General features: G+C 38.4%; 13 protein-coding genes. All 13 read right to left on the minus strand.

All coding sequences use genetic code 11. The annotated features are described in order from the left end of the window. Positions 1 to 168: 168 nt before the first annotated feature. On the minus strand, positions 169 to 1566 hold the full coding sequence (locus ACM0OT_RS12620; protein WP_414564688.1) for an EH signature domain-containing protein: 1398 nt from the start codon (positions 1564 to 1566) through the stop codon (positions 169 to 171). Positions 1567 to 1579: 13 nt separating this feature from the next. Then, the gene (locus ACM0OT_RS12625) at positions 1580 to 2242 is read right to left on the minus strand and encodes a flagellar motor protein MotB (protein ID WP_414564689.1); all 663 of its coding nucleotides are present in this window, start codon (positions 2240 to 2242) and stop codon (positions 1580 to 1582) included. Continuing rightward, positions 2223 to 4754, minus strand: coding sequence for a hypothetical protein (locus tag ACM0OT_RS12630; protein WP_414564690.1), 2532 nt, complete (start codon positions 4752 to 4754; stop codon positions 2223 to 2225). Before ACM0OT_RS12630 ends, ACM0OT_RS12625 begins: the two co-directional genes overlap by 20 nt. Positions 4755 to 4779: 25 nt before the next feature. Further along, positions 4780 to 5136: a hypothetical protein gene (locus ACM0OT_RS12635; protein ID WP_414564691.1), complete on the minus strand. Its 357-nt coding sequence runs from the start codon at positions 5134 to 5136 to the stop codon at positions 4780 to 4782. A gap of 228 nt (positions 5137 to 5364) precedes the next feature. Further along, entirely contained in the window at positions 5365 to 6183 is an 819-nt protein-coding gene (locus ACM0OT_RS12640) for an alpha/beta fold hydrolase (RefSeq protein WP_414564692.1), read from the minus strand. 58 nt (positions 6184 to 6241) lie between these two features. Continuing rightward, positions 6242 to 6736 (minus strand): NUDIX hydrolase, encoded by a 495-nt coding sequence (locus tag ACM0OT_RS12645; protein WP_414564693.1) that lies wholly within the window; start codon positions 6734 to 6736, stop codon positions 6242 to 6244. Positions 6737 to 8384: 1648 nt separating this feature from the next. Then, positions 8385 to 9782 (minus strand): argininosuccinate lyase, encoded by a 1398-nt coding sequence (gene argH / locus ACM0OT_RS12650; protein WP_414564694.1) that lies wholly within the window; start codon positions 9780 to 9782, stop codon positions 8385 to 8387. A gap of 110 nt (positions 9783 to 9892) precedes the next feature. Beyond that, a complete protein-coding gene (locus tag ACM0OT_RS12655) occupies positions 9893 to 10099 on the minus strand; it encodes a hypothetical protein (protein WP_414564696.1) in 207 nt (68 codons plus the stop codon). Positions 10100 to 10210: 111 nt separating this feature from the next. Then, positions 10211 to 10999, minus strand: coding sequence for a nickel pincer cofactor biosynthesis protein LarB (gene larB / locus ACM0OT_RS12660; RefSeq protein ID WP_414564697.1), 789 nt, complete (start codon positions 10997 to 10999; stop codon positions 10211 to 10213). A gap of 133 nt (positions 11000 to 11132) precedes the next feature. Then, a complete protein-coding gene (locus ACM0OT_RS12665; protein ID WP_414564699.1) occupies positions 11133 to 11774 on the minus strand; it encodes a Uma2 family endonuclease in 642 nt (213 codons plus the stop codon). A 219-nt stretch (positions 11775 to 11993) separates the two neighbouring features. Beyond that, positions 11994 to 13778, minus strand: a complete 1785-nt coding sequence (locus tag ACM0OT_RS12670; protein ID WP_414564700.1) for an ABC transporter substrate-binding protein — start codon at positions 13776 to 13778, stop codon at positions 11994 to 11996. Positions 13779 to 13802: 24 nt separating this feature from the next. Continuing rightward, positions 13803 to 14405, minus strand: coding sequence for a PIN domain-containing protein (locus tag ACM0OT_RS12675; RefSeq protein WP_414564701.1), 603 nt, complete (start codon positions 14403 to 14405; stop codon positions 13803 to 13805). Between the two features lie 12 nt (positions 14406 to 14417). Continuing rightward, entirely contained in the window at positions 14418 to 14876 is a 459-nt protein-coding gene (locus tag ACM0OT_RS12680; protein WP_414564703.1) for a hypothetical protein, read from the minus strand. Between the last annotated feature and the right edge of the window lie 65 nt (positions 14877 to 14941).

The following is a 14941-nucleotide window of genomic DNA, read 5'->3' on the forward strand; positions in this document are numbered from 1 at the left end:
TTTAACTAAGTAGGAAGGCGTAAATAATTAAAGGTTTGTAGTGAGGACTTTAGTTCTCAAATAAGGGCTGAAACTACGAAATGAATTTTAATTATTTTACATTGTTTAACATAGTTTGATTTTTCTCGCCGACTTACTTATTAAACAAGTAGAGATAAAGATATCATCTCAATGTTGCTTGTTCATATAGAGTCTAGCATCCCTTTCTAAATACTCAATTTCTCTTCTCCACAGTTCTAGTTTTTTTGCTCTATCTTGTAATTGAGATACTGTCAGGTTTCCGGAAGATTGGGTATTTGCATTAGGCAAAATTCTATGATTTGCCAGCCAGGTATGGGAAAAGACTTGCCAAAGATATACATGATCGTGCTTCTCGCCACCCAGAAAACGAATCTGTTTGACTGAAAGTGTTGATTCGCCAAAAAGAATTTGCTGATTTTTGGGATTATTAGGAAACAGGCGTATCTCACTACCTTTTCCCCGAAAAAATTCGACTACAAACCACTCACCAAAATCAAATATACAAATCTCTGTAGAGTCACTCCCGTCGTCCTCTAATAAATCAACATCACCTTGGATTTGATAACTTATAGCAAGTTGTGATGTTTTAGGTAACAAAATACGAAGCCGTTCAAAACGATTACTATAGTTAGCCCAAAACTTACTACGACTACGTAGACGATTTGACTCGAAATTTTGTAAAGGGAGCCTGCTTAATATTAAAATAACTAACTTTTGGAAATCACCATAATTAATACCACCAATCCATTCTCGAAGTCTTTGTCTTGCTGGATCTGAAAGTTTGTACCAATTTCCACCTTGTCTATATTTATTTCGTAACCAATCCACCACTAAATAACAATTGGATGTTATGGTTTTAGAAACATTAGTTAGTAAATAATCAACCGCTTTTATCTGCTGAGTATCTGACATTTCATCTAAACAACTTAGCAACCATCTTATTTCTTGTTGGCTGGGAGAATTAATTGTTGTAAAATATGGTGATATTTCTTCTACAAAATTGCTAAACAATGGAATCCAAATAGGTAAATCTTTTCGGATTAAATTTAATAATTCAGTTTGATTCACAGAGTGATTACAACTAATTTTTGCTAACTGTCTACTTGGTTGCTGATTACGAAGTGCCAGAATAATTTGAACTGATAACAAATTATTAATTAACTTAGGATTAGCAAAAACATCAAAACTTTCAGCTAAAGAATGTGCTAATACCTGTTCTTTCTGACCACTATGATAAAGAGCTAAACGCCATAATAGCTGATGTTGTAACCATGAACTAGAAATTGCTACCTTCCAAATTTCTGCTGATGTTTTTCTACATCGTCCAATATTTTGCTGATCCCACTGTGCTTTAGCATGGATACAGTAAACCCAGTCCAAATGACTTATTTTATCAGATTTACCCTGTTCAATAGCCGCCAATACTAAATCAACATTTGGCATTGATATAGTCTCATTTGCTAAGTTACTTGCAAGCTGAATCAGTTGATTAGGAATACACGGGGGAGTTTCAGGTAGAGAAGGAAAAGAAAATTGCAAATTCAAGATTGTTGCTCCTTTACAAAGAAGTTTTAGTAATATCTTTATTTAATTCATCACTACGAAACTGAAAACGGAAAACTACCTTGCGATCGCCTGGATTATCCCGACTCTGATCAGATTCAATTTCTCCACGACCAGCAGCTAATATTTTCTGACTTAAAGATGTTTTTGTAGGAAAATTTATGTCAGAGAAAATGTATTTATGAACTGATGCAGACCTCATTACACTCAGTTCGAGATTTATTTGTTCATCTCCTTCTGAGCTAGTATGACCTTCTATAACTACACGGCTAATTTCCTGCTCAAATTCTGGTCTGGAGAAAATCACCCCACTGTAAACGGGAACAAAATTGCGTAGAAATGCTTTACCCTCTGGTTTTAATTCGGTGCTTCCTTTCGCAAACAGAATCGATTCTTGGATACTGATATCTCCGGTTTCTGGGTTGACTTTGACATTGATATTGTTGCTTTTCATCTCTCCTACGACATTACCAATTACTAGTCTTTTAGGCACATCTTTCTCCGCAAGCTGGAGTAGTGCAGTGATAAATAATAAGGCAAAAAACATCAATAACCCAGACATCAAATCGCCAATAGATAGATAGATGTTAGAATCATCATCCTCTATGATTTCTACATCACTTTCATTTATGGTAAAATCATCCATCATTGCTTTCATTATTATTCAAGTGGCGGGTATCATGTGCAGCAACTAGAACTTTTGCTGTTTCTAGTAAACCTCCACAAACCCTAGTCATAGAAGTATCTGCTTGTTGGAAAAAGTTTACCTGTAAATCAACGGTCTTTTGCATAGAAACTTCAAGATGACTTTGCCAAGCATGAAGGCTATCATCAAATTTTCGATTCAAATTGCTGTATGAACTGTCAACCTTTTCTACTTGCTCCCCAATACCACGCGCCAGATTTTCTAGTTGTATTAGTCGTTGTGAATCGTTTAATCCAGCAGCACTAACTAATTTGTTAATTTGTTCGACAGTCATCTGAATTTTACTCATACTTTTTTCAACTTCTTGAGTCAATTCACTCCGTCTTTGGCATTCATCTCGGAACACCTTATCAAGATGGTTTACAACCCCAGATAATCCATCCCTTTGCTCGCCTAGTGTCCCTTCCAATAAGTTGTTCTGTTCTTTAAAGAATGCGTATAAATTCGCTTGATATTCTTGCCGAAATTTGGTCAAATCTTCCTCTACTGTTTTACGGGTAGCTGTGAGTGTTGTGTCGATATTTCCTAAAGTAGATAGAAGATTATCCTTCGCATCATTCATCAATCCAGAAGCTTGCTCACCCACTGTTTTTAGAGTATTAGTTTGCTCATGAAAAGTTCTATTTGCTTGAGTGAGAATGTGGATAATTCCATTTTGAGTAGCTTGAAGCATCTGCTGTTCTACTACGGCGCGTTCTTGTAGCGCTGTTTGCAATTCTTCTCGGATTCCACGGAAGGTAGCAGCAGCTTGAACTGCACTTGCTTCAAAAGCACTTCTTTGAGCTGTCAATCCTTTGATACTCTGATCTACAGCTTGATTAATTTCGTGGGCTGTTTGTTGTAAAACTCCCGTAGTTTCAGTTTGGAATTGGCTTAAAGTGTGTCCCATAGTGTTAGCAAAGCCTTGCAGCATCTGCTGTTCTACTACGGCGCGTTCTTGTAGTGCTGTTTGCAATTCTTCTCGGATTCCACGGAAGGTAGCAGCAGCTTGGACTGCACTTGCTTCAAAAACACTTCTTTGAGCTGTCAATCCTTTGATACTCTGATCTACAGCTTGATTAATTTCGTGGGCTGTTTGTTGTAAAACTCCCGTAGTTTCAGTTTGAAATTGGCTTAAAGTGTGTCCCATAGTGTTAGCAAAGCCTTGCAGCATTTGCTGTTCTACTGCGGCGCGTTCTTGCTGTGCTGTTTGTAGTTCTTCTCGAATTCCACGGAAGGTAGCAGCAGCTTGGACTGCACTTGCTTCAAAAGCACTTCTTTGGGCTGTCAATCCCTGGATACTCTGATCTACAGCGCGATTAATTTCGTGGGCTGTTTGTTGTAAAACACCTTTTGTATTTGTTTGAAATTGATTGAGAGTGTCTCCCAAATTATGTGCAAATCCTTGGAGTTCTATCAAAGTCTCTTTTTGAAAATTCTGAATTGTCAGGATAGAACTTGCCAAATTTTGAGAAATTTCACCAAGTTCCTGATGCAGTGTCAAAACTGCTGTAGAAGCTTTTTCGGTTAACTCTGCACTTTTATCTAATCGATCTGCAATTGGTTCGAGTACCTGGATTCGTAAATCTTTAATTAGTTCTTCTAAAACTCTCTGTCCCTGATTTTCTTGGAGTTCCCGAAGTCTTTTCTGTTCTTTGAATATTGCTTCCAATCCTGGAAAAATCTGCTGCTTGACAGATTCTCCAATAGCTTGAGCTGATAACTGATTTAAGCCTGTGAACTGTTCTGCAATACTTTTACCGACAGCTTGACCAATTTCTGTTGCATTTAGCTGTTTTAACCCAGTCAAATTTTTTGCTACAAGACTCAGTGCTTCAAAGACTTCATGATTCCCATTATCTACCGTTTTTAAAGTTGCAATATTCTCTAATTTCTGGCGTAAACTATCACGCTCTTGCTGTCGTCGCCAATCACATCCAAACAACACTAGAGTAAATAAACTACCAGAACCAAGTCCCATCAAGGAAGTGGAGAAAGCTGTTGTCATGCCTTGCAGTAGCCCTGTACTGGCATTCATCAATTCTTGAGAATTTTCTGTAGATAAATTAATTCCTTGGAGTCCCTTTTGTATGCCGTAAAATGTTCCTAAAACGCCGATAGCAGTACATAATGTGGTCACAAAACGCAAGGAAGTTCGAGGTATGGGGCGGGCTAAAACAGATGGATACTTTATAAGTACAAATTTGTTATCATTTTGTGCAATGTTTTGACGAATTTTTTTAACATCATCTGTTCCTAAATGCGTTTTTAACCAGCGACTAACTCTGTTTAAGTTATTGACATTTTTACCATTTTGCAACTTACTCAAAAATCGAATTGAAGCTTGAGTTTCGCCACACGCTGAATGCAAATACCACCATACTGTGTAAATTTCAACAGCAATTGCAACTATCAATACAAAAGCAATTGCCCAATGAAAAGGTTCATTATCCCAAATAATGTCCCAAAATTTTGCTATTTCCACACTGCACCCTGATTGTTTATTTTGGTTATTTCTGTTTAAATTTTGCTAATTCTTGATCCGTCAGAACTTTTTCAGCTGTCCGCATTGGCAAATGTTCTGCATACAAGCGGTTGCCTATAGGTTCCCGGAGACATAAGCTGTAAAGTGGTTCACCCTCTACTTCTGTGTCTTCAATGAGATACACCTTTTTTGGTGCATAGTTTCGTAATAAACGAACCTGCAAACAGGTTTTTAAATCTCGTGAAGAAATAGATAAAGGTGAATTGTTTCCAAATAATTCACCAGCCACTTTCCACGCGTGGTTAATAGCCACAATCTCCTTAACCAATGTCTCTACAGAGGGGTACAATAGTTCAGAAGTTTTATCAATCAATGCTTTCACCCTAGTTGCCTAAGCCTCAATAGGTTTATTGTTCCCAAAGATGGCAACTTATTTCACTTTTTTGATTATCAATCTGAAAAGGCATAATCTATTGTTTGCAGAGTTTCCATGAGACAACACTAGTTCTGCCTGATAATCATCAAATTCTTATATCTTCTACAAATAAAAGTATCCCCGGCTTATTGCATAAGTCGGGGATCTGAGCCTTGCTTTCGATACTTTACAGCTTCACAGATAATTGCTATCAACAAAATTTATAATATCCTCAACTACAACCCCAGTACAAGATTCAGATAAATCATTACCTGCGTGAGCAATTATTTTCAAATCGACTTTTGGAATTAGTTGAGTGTAGGTTTGACTTCTCACTACATCATCTAATAAAGCTTGACCGCCTTGCAAAATTAAAACGGGAACTTCCATTAAATGTAATCGGCTGTTCAATAATTCTGCTTCAATTTCCGACTGTCGTCGTTGGAATAGTAATTGACAAGCTGTGGGATATTGCAGCAATTTCTGACGCCAACTCCAGTCTTTTTCTATTTTGTTTTGCCATCCCAGTTTTTTAATTACCGGATGAAGCAACTTTAATATTTTCAATAATAGTGGTGGACGATTTAATAATGTCCGCATCTTCTGCCAATTTTTTTCTTGTCCATCTATCCCCACACCTTCTGGTGATAGTAAGACTAAACCAGCAATTTGCTCTGGATACTTTAAAGCATAACTAGCAGCAATCCAACCTCCAATAGAATATCCTACTAAATATACTTTCTCTAACTTAACAGCTTCCAAGAACTCAGCAATAGACTCCACCTGTAAATCAATTGAATAATGAATTTTAGGATTTTCTGATTCACCAAATCCCAATAAATCTGGTGCTAGACAATGAAATTTTTCCGATAATGACTTCATCACCGATACCCATTGACTGCTATCGTTCCAAGCACCATGTAAAAAGACTACAGGTATACCTTCACCAGCTTCACGCCAAAATAATAGCCCTTGAGAGAGTTTTCTCCGGGAGTTCCGAAATAGGATATCCATTTTAATTTAAAGTTAAACTTTGAGCAGACCTGGGTTAAGTTTAAAGTCCAAAATAGTTTTATGCCAATGTCGTTAAACCATTCAAGTAGTCTTGTAGCTGCCGAGTGTGGTCATGAGACATTTTTCCTAGAGGTAAAGACTCAGGAGCAAAAGCTTGAATTTCCATGACTTCCAAGGTATCCTGAATTTCCATGTTTCCTTGAACTTCTGCTTCAACCACAACACAAATTGAATGAATTCTCGGATCGCGGTCTGGTGATGAGTAAACTCCTACCAAACGCTTAATTTGTAACAACTCTAAACCAGTTTCTTCTATTAATTCTCGGTAGACTGTTTTCGGAATATCCTCTCCCCAGTCCACCATCCCGCCAGGTAATGCCCAACAGCCATCGTCGCGTCTCCGAATTAGCACAATTTGACCATCCGGTAATAAGGGAATGATACTAGTGCCAGTAATGGGATGACGAAAAATAATACCCAATACTGTTTGTCCAATACGCCATAAGCTACGCGTGGAATGGACAATTGCCGCAAAAAAAGCAAGAACGTTCAATCTTAATATATATGTATGTTGTGTTCTCTAACTTTCCTACCACTTACATAAAATCAACTAATATAGAGATGATTTTTATGTAACGCATATAGATATGCTTGTGGTTTAGGAGTTAATTGTAATGACTCTCGTATAATATATCAATTTTCCCATTTGTTTCCCAAGAAAATTTATTTTTTTGTATTTATCTATACATAAGTGAATTGTAGATAATTTGCATTTAAATCTGTGATGATATTTATAGGACTTACGCAAAATTAACATAATTACGTCATTATTAGCGATAGCGACGTAATCGCCTAAAACTCTGGGATTGCTTCCCTTATCTGCGTTCCGGTCGCAAGGACAAATTTTATTTACGTAAGTCCTGATTTCTCTAAATAGCTTTCGTTAATATAATTAAAGTAAATTAATTTCTCTAAATTGGCAATACCAGTCCATTTTTAGCGCATTAAGTTGCGGCAATTCCGTGAGATTCATCATATAGGCAACAGATTCAGACTAGTAGGGCAAAAACTGAAAATTGCTGGACAAGTTCTATGTAATCATAACGTCTTATGTTGACAGTGATTTCCTCTATGTTTCACCTGCCAAGATTGAATTCATTATTGTGAATATGTAAGTTGACAGGAATAAATAAAACTATGTTAAATAAGGTGAAAAAATCTGAAATAAGCTCTTGGTAAGTTCTAAAGCCCTACAGTATACCTGCGCTGCATAGTAGCCTAATTTTTCACGGTAATCTGGAAAACCTCTATTTAAATCTCTCTCCTGCAAAGAGAGAGACTTTGTGGAAGTCAGATAGCTGCAAGCACGGGAGATGGATATGCATCTTGTTGACAGAAGTTCACTGAATGCGGTAGACTAGTATACTGTTAAAAGTATCTGAATAAAAAGACTAGGCCAAAAGTATATCAATAACATCAGTAGCTGATATTGCCTACAAGATGCCTAGTTGCACTTTTTTGTTGTTTATTAAATGAGGTGAACATGGCCAAGCGCCGTAACCCGAAAAAAGAAAAGGCGCTACGGAACCAGGCATATGCCAGAAAGTTTCGTAAACGGACGACTACAGGAAGAATGCAGAGAAGGTTCCAACAAAGACCTCCGAAGAGTGAGGAAGAAGAAAGTACGTCAGCAGCTGATACTGAATAAGTTATCTGCTGAAATTCTTACTCTTTAAATTTGTGAATTTGAGGGTGTACAGCTAGCTGTGCGCCCATATTTTTTAGCCATTTTTCTGTTCACGCCGTGAAGCGATCGCCCGCTGAAAAAAGTCTGATCAGTAGATGGGCGAAGTGGTGGCAGAATTAGTACTAGTCTAAGCGATGGAAGTTAAGACTAAAGGAGACGGTCATTTTGTTTTTGCATCAGCATCAGATTTTATGATGGATTGTGCTTTTAGAAACAAGCTCGGTATTCTAAATGTTTAATTTTTAAACTTAAAGGAAAGGAGCGCAGCAGAAGTTCATATTTCGCGTCAGCATTCCGAAGGAAAACCGGGTTTCCCAGCGAGAGAAACTTCTCAAGACAAATATACGTAGACCCTTAAGGATTAGAGGAAAGAAGCAGGAGAAGAAGGAGCTACCATGCAAGATGTAGAGCAAAAATTTCTAGCTCCTAACCTCTAGCTTCTAACCCCTAACCTCTAACCTCTAGCCTCTAAAGCAATTTGAGTACGAGCGGTCAGAAGTGCTTTACTAACTTGGGAAAAACCAGTACCACCATAACTGTTACGGGCAGCTACGACTTGACGCGGCGATATTGCTTCATAAATATCTACGGCAAAGGCTGGATGTATTTGTTGCCACTCTTCTAAGGTCAAATCTTTTAAAAGTTTACCTGCGGCAATACTGGTTTTTACTACTTTGCCTACGAGATTGTAAGCCTCCCGAAAAGGAATACCTCGTGCTGCAAGATAATCTGCGACATCGGTAGCATTAGAAAAATCTTCGGCTACGGCTGCTGCTAAACGCTGGGTACGAAATTCTAAACCTTCTTGTAACAATATTGTCATTGCTTCCAAAGAAGCTTTGATGGTATTTACACTATCAAATAAACCTTCTTTATCTTCTTGTAAGTCTTTGTTGTATGCCAGGGGTAGCCCTTTCATAATTACCAGCATTGCCTGGAGATGGCCAAATACGCGCCCTGTTTTTCCTCGTACTAATTCTGGTACGTCGGGGTTTTTCTTTTGGGGCATAATGCTGGAACCCGTGGCACAGCTATCTTTAAGGGTGACAAATCGAAATTCTTCAGATGACCAAAGGATAATTTCTTCACTCAGACGGCTGAGGTGAACCATGATTAAGCTAGCAGCACAAAGAAATTCAATGGCAAAGTCGCGATCGCTCACTCCATCCAAGCTGTTAGCATAAATATCCTCAAAATGCAATAGTTCGGCTGTGTAATGGCGGTCAATGGGGAATGTGGTTCCGGCCAATGCCCCACACCCTAGAGGGGAAATATTCACCCGCCGGGTAACATCTCCCAGGCGTTCCCAATCACGCTGAGTCATTTGGAAATACGCCAACAGGTGATGAGCCAAACTCACAGGCTGGGCGCGTTGCAGGTGAGTATAACCAGGTATCAGCGTTTCTACGTGCTGTTCAGCTATATCTAGTAAGACACCTTGAAATTCTCGTAATTGTCCGCGAATTTGTTGAATTTGGTCGCGTAGGTAAAGTCTAGTGTCCGTACCAACTTGGTCATTACGCGATCGCGCGGTGTGCAGCTTTTTACCCACATCACCCACAATTTCCGTCAAGCGTCGTTCCACAGCAAAATGTACATCTTCAGCATCAATCCCTGGCTGAAATTTTCCTTGCTGGTACTCTTGACGAATTTGTTCTAAACCCGCTACTAGTTGTTCTCCCTCATCTGGGGAAATAATACCTGTGTGAGCCAACATTTTGGCATGAGCTTGAGAACCAGTCAGGTCATATTCAATTAATTCAATGTCAAAATTGATACTAGCGTTAAACCGAGCGATGGCCGGATGCAACGCTGATTCAAATCGTTGACTCCAAGTTTGTTCTTTGGTCATAGATGATTAGGGCCGTAGGAGATGGGAAGGTGGGGGTGGTAATTGAGGAAGACACAATAGAAATTTATCACTCTTCCTTTCCCTTGTCCCCAGTCTTCAGTCCTTAGTCCCTAACCGTAACTTGTTAAATTCCGCATGATATAGCCAATTACCAGACCAATCAACAATGCCCAAATTTGACCTGTTTGGACAAAGTTATTCCAATTGTGTTGGATTTGACCTAACAAATCTGGATCGTTAATGTGTTGCCCTAGCATCGTCAGATTCACTGGTAATTGCCAAACTAACTGAGATATGACATCGCTGATGTAGTTCATACTTAATAATTTATGGGTAATGGGCTGTAATTAACAGTGGTCAGTTGTTTATTTTTTTCCTCACACACTGGCCACATACTGAAATTTTGCGTATAACTTAACTGTCATAACTCAAGATGCCGAAGATGCCAACCGCAATTTCTCGGCTGTTCGCAAAATTTGTCCCGCTAGAACAGCAGCACCAAAACCGTTATCAATATTCACTACACCCACGCCCGCCGCACAAGAGTTGAGCATTGTCAATAGGGGAGCTAAACCGCCAAAACTTGCACCATAACCAATGCTAGTGGGAACAGCAATCACCGGACAATCTGCCAAACCTGCCACAACGCTGGGTAAAGCACCTTCCATTCCTGCCACAACAATCAACACCGAAGATGATTCGATGAGGTGGCGATTACTTAGCAAGCGATGAATCCCGGCAACACCTACATCCCAAAGACGCTGGACGCGAAACCCAGAAAGTTCTGCTGTTACAGCTGCTTCTTCAGCTACGGCTAAGTCAGCAGTACCAGCAGAGAGAATGCCTATTAATCCTGCAAACTTGGGTTCAATTGTCGGGGGTGTAATAGCACAGATGCGCGCCAATTCGTAATAGCATAAGCCTCTAACTTTTGGTTGTAGTGCAGCATAAACGGCTGGTTCAATGCGGGTTGCCATCACCACGGGATTACGAAGGCGCATCACCTCCATAATTTGAGCAATTTGTTCCGTGGTTTTACCTGGCCCCCAAATCACTTCTGGGAAGCCAGTTCTCAATTCACGATGGTTGTCGATTTTGGCAAACTCACCCACAGGTTCATAGGCTAAGTCTTTGAGTGAAGTTAGAGCCATATCTGGAGTAACTTTACCATTGGCAACCGCTTCTAAGAGCGATCGCAAAGTTTCAGTTTGAGTCACGGTAGTTAATAGGGACTGGGGACTGGGTAATGACAAATTACGAATTACGAATTATGAGGAATCCGGCTGAAAACCCTTGAGTATGTAGCACAAAGCACGGCAAATCGCACCTTTTAGTGCCTATTTTTATTTACTAAATCATCATCGCTTCTAATTCTTCTAAAGCTTGAAAACTTCCTACTTGCCAACTACGTTCCACAGCAGCAGGAATAATCTCAGTAATAGCTATATCCTCAAAATTAGGACTGGTGTTAGATTTTATATATTTCCCCGCTTTCAGCAAATAAATAGAAAGGCTCCCGCTATCGTAAACCCATAATTCTGGGACTCCAATGGCTTCATAAGCATCGAGAGTAGTTTTTGATGTGACATCAGTCTCAATCGTTAAATCTGGCGGCGGATCATCAGGTTGTAAACGGCGGTGACCAATCATTTGTTGATAATTCTGAATATAAAAGCAAGCATCAGGTTCAACTCCTGCTACACCTTGCCGTTTAAAGGTGGTGGAACCAAAAGGTTGGTATCTGATATTTTTAGCCTTCAGCAATATTTTGACAATATCAGAAATTAAATCTTTGGGTATTTCATGTTCTGGTAAAGGAGCCATAATTTCTAAAGCACCCTGGCTATAGGCAATTCGTGTAGTTCTTTTTTCTCCCAATTCTTGTAAAATAGATTCAAATTCTTCCCAGCTAACATCTGGAATTGTCACTGTGCTACCAGGTGCTAACTGCATCTGGCTAACGGGTTTAAAAACGGGAATGGCAGCAGTCATAACCCAAATATAAGTAATCTGAATCTCAATAATTATCTATCAGGTTGCGATGGATAATATAGCCCACCGTAACCTTTAGATTGATAAATTGAGTTTAACAAAAGCAGCTAAAAGCGATCGCCTTACACTTTAAACTTCTCCGTAATCCGCTTCATCGCCTCTTCGACATTCTCCCGGCTGTTAAACGCCGAAATGCGGAAGTAACGGTCGGGGAGTTAGTCAATAATTAATTATTTTGATTTCATGAATGTTCCAGAATGCGCCGCCCAAAGCTGAGTATTTGATATTGTCAAATTCATTCCGCACTGCTGACAAGGAATAGGGATTTACCAGATAGATAAAAGGTAAATTTTCCTGGGTGATCTTTTGGGTTTCGGCGTAAATTTCTCGGCGCTTGGCTTCGTCTAGTTCCCTAGCCGCTTGAATGTAAAGTTCAGCAATTCTCGTTTCCCAAGGTGCTACTTCCCAACCTTCTATGGGTTTTTGTCCGGCTTGGGGTTTTTGATTAAACATATGTAATCCACCTTCAGGGTTCCAGACGTTAGCCCCATCATTTGGTTCTAAACCACCAGTTAAACCCAGTAACGAAGCATCCCAATCAAGAGTATTTGCCAGCTTATCTGTATAAGTATTCCATGCCAATGGCGTGAAATCAACTTGCATTCCAATTCTGTCTAAGTCTTGTCGAATTTGCGCCCCCATTGCCTCACGGATTCTATTTCCCGCATTTGTCAATAAAGTGAAGCGTACACGGTTACCGTCAGCATCTAATAGTTGACCTTGAGCATTATATTTAAATCCAGCTTTTTTCAGTAATTCTTTGGCTTTTTCGGGATTGTAATCGTAGACCTTTAATCCTTCTTCTGGTGCTAGGTAAAAAGGACTTTGTACAGAAATGGGTGAATTTTGGGTTTGACCTAAGCCACGAAAAGTATTATTAATCATCGTTTGGCGGTCAATGGCATAAGCGACTGCTTGCCGAAATTCAACTGTATTAAACCAACGAGATTTTATAGGATCTACTAGCGGTTTGCCATCTCTTTTACCTTTATTTAAATTAAACAAAACAAAAGAAGTTCCCGTAGCTGGCCCGCCGTTATAGATTGTGAAATTACCTTGTTTTTCTTGCCGTTTTAATAACGAAAAGTAGTCTGGTGTGACTCCCACAGAATCTAACCCACCAGAACGAAATTGCAGCAAAGCAGTATCTGTAGATTCGACAATTTGCCATACTACTCGTTCAATGTAGGGTTGAGCATCCCCTTGCGGCCCTTTACGCCAATAGTAAGGGTTGCGCTGGAAAACTATACGTTGACTTGTATCATAACGCTCTACTTTGTAAGGGCCATTGACAATGATTTGATCAGGAGGAGTATCAACGCCCCACTGGGACAAAAATATTGGTTTACCTTCTTGGTCTTTGGTTTTAACAAATTTGGCTAAAGCATGAGCAGGTAAAATTGGTAGTCCTAGAGTTCCTAAAAATGGTGCAAATGGTTCTGGGGTAGTAAATTCAACCCGTCGATTATCTATTTTCCTGACTTGAGGTAATGCCCGACTTTCACCAATTCGGAGAATATCTCTAGTATCTGTGGGAATCTCTTCATTGAGGTAAATGTCATTGTAAGTAAAAATTACATCATCTACTGTTAGTGGTTTGCCATCAGACCATTTCAAACCCTCTCGTAAAGTAAAAACAAACCCTAACCGATTATCAGTAATTTTCCATGATTCCGCTAATACAGGTTCAACTTCACCTGTGATAGGATTTTGGGTTGTTAATCCCTCATAAGTTAAACTAAAAATATTAGGAGATTCTGAACTAAGTGCATAGTTAAAGGTTTTGGGATCACTAAGAATACTATTTACTAATTGGGGTACTTGAGTCGCTGTACTTTTAAAATTAGCTGGGTTACAACCAGCAATTGTCATGGCTGTTGCTAAAGCCAAAATTATGGGTAACCAAAACCGTTTGAGTGTGGGAATGAGTTTTGTAATTTTCATAATTGGCAAAAAATGTAAATTCTATTAAATAAATTGAGAGTTGAACCAACCCAGAAAATTGTGAGTTGTAGGAAAATATTGGATACCATGATCTCGTAAAATTGCTGTAACCTCACGCTTTCCAAATTCCTTACTATTAGCACTTAAAAAAACTTTTATTTCATCAGAATATAGACGTGCATGGTAAAGTATACATTCTAAAATTAATTTATCCATAAAATGTTTTTCTAAAATATTTGTACTCAAGCTTCTATGAATAATTTCTGTAGTTAATGGAATTTCTTCCGCTTTAGTAATTAAATTAATCAAAGCTGAATAAAAACGTTTTTCTATTTCATTAGAATGTTCTGAAAAACTAAGATTAGCTTGTTGTAAATGATTAACAAGTAATTTAGCATTTTGTGAATTTTTGTCTCTTCCAGCTTCATGAATTTGAATATATAATCGCTGAATAAAATCTTGCTTATATTTATCTTCTTGTTCTAATGTCATGAGAGATTCTACATAACAAATACTAGGTATTACTATATCAATTGAGTTAGGTGTATTTTGCAAAAAGCTTGTTGCTAATTCATCCTGACCTTTTGCAATACTCATTAAAAAATTGGTTTCTATATAAAGTAGCACTATTAGTATTAATTAAGGTTGGGTAATTCCACCTTCTAATAAAGGTAATAAATTTATTTCCTTTATTTCCTGAAATGCTGGTGGTTTTTCTGACTTCCAGTGATAGCAAAAGTCATTAATCCAAGCTTTTACCAAATTTGTAAGATAAAGATTAAAAATTTGTTTGTTATTAAACTCAGGCTCGTAATGACTTAGTATATCCCCAGTTTTTAACCTAATAATTTCTAACAAGTTAAAACCATCCCAGTGAAAAATTAAAATATTTTCTAAATCGACAAACATCGCTAAAGGAATAAGTTGTGGGGAAGCTTTTAAATAGTCAATAATTCGCAAAATACTATATTCTTGTGTTTTCTTAGGGTTTGAATCAAATGGAAAACCTTGGACTTCAATAATTAAAATAATGTTTCCATCTTTATCTAATGCCACAACATCAGGGTGTTCTAAATATTCTAGGTTGATAGCTGTCATTTTTCTAAGTTGCTAATATTCAATTATTTTTATCTTAACTACTTTGTAAAAAATACAGTTGTATA

It is taken from the genome of Anabaena sp. CCY 9613 (genome assembly GCF_963920895.1).
Classification (GTDB): Bacteria; Cyanobacteriota; Cyanobacteriia; order Cyanobacteriales; family Nostocaceae; genus Cyanocohniella.